Here is a 418-nt window from a genome sequence, read left to right as displayed (position 1 = left end):
CCTGCAACTCGCCGCCCTGCAGGCTGCCGGCCGGCACATCGGCGCGCGCTCTGCGCAGCGCGGCCACGCCCTCGTCCACGGCCACGTTGCGCGCCGCCAGGCGGGCCGGGTCCAGGCGCCCGCGCATCACCGTCTCGCGGCCGCCGAACAGGGTCACGTCGGCCACGCCGGGCACGGCCACCAGTTCCGGTTCGAGTTGTTCCTCCACCGCCCGCGTGAGCTGGTCCACCGACAGCACGCGGCTGGCCACGGCCAGCTGGATGACCGGCTCGGCGTCGGCTTCGAGCACGCGCGTGACCTCGGCGTCCAGCGTCTCCGGCGCCGCCCCGGGGAAGTCGGCGCGCACGGCGACGATGGGGCGGTCGACGTTGGGCAGCTCGCGCAGCTCCACGCCGCGCAGCGCACCCAGGCCGGCGAT

Annotated in this window: 1 protein-coding gene; it reads right to left on the bottom strand. The window is 76.6% G+C overall.

The genetic code is table 11. The features are described 5' to 3' along the window. A partial coding sequence (locus tag ENE75_RS24740) for an efflux RND transporter permease subunit (RefSeq protein WP_199232424.1) occupies positions 1-418 on the bottom strand: 418 nt, incomplete at both ends.

Source organism: Rubrivivax albus (assembly GCF_004016515.1).
Taxonomy (GTDB): domain Bacteria; phylum Pseudomonadota; class Gammaproteobacteria; order Burkholderiales; family Burkholderiaceae_C; genus Rubrivivax; species Rubrivivax albus.
Note: the sequence above shows the minus strand (reverse complement) of the source record. Positions and strands in the feature narration are given on the sequence as shown.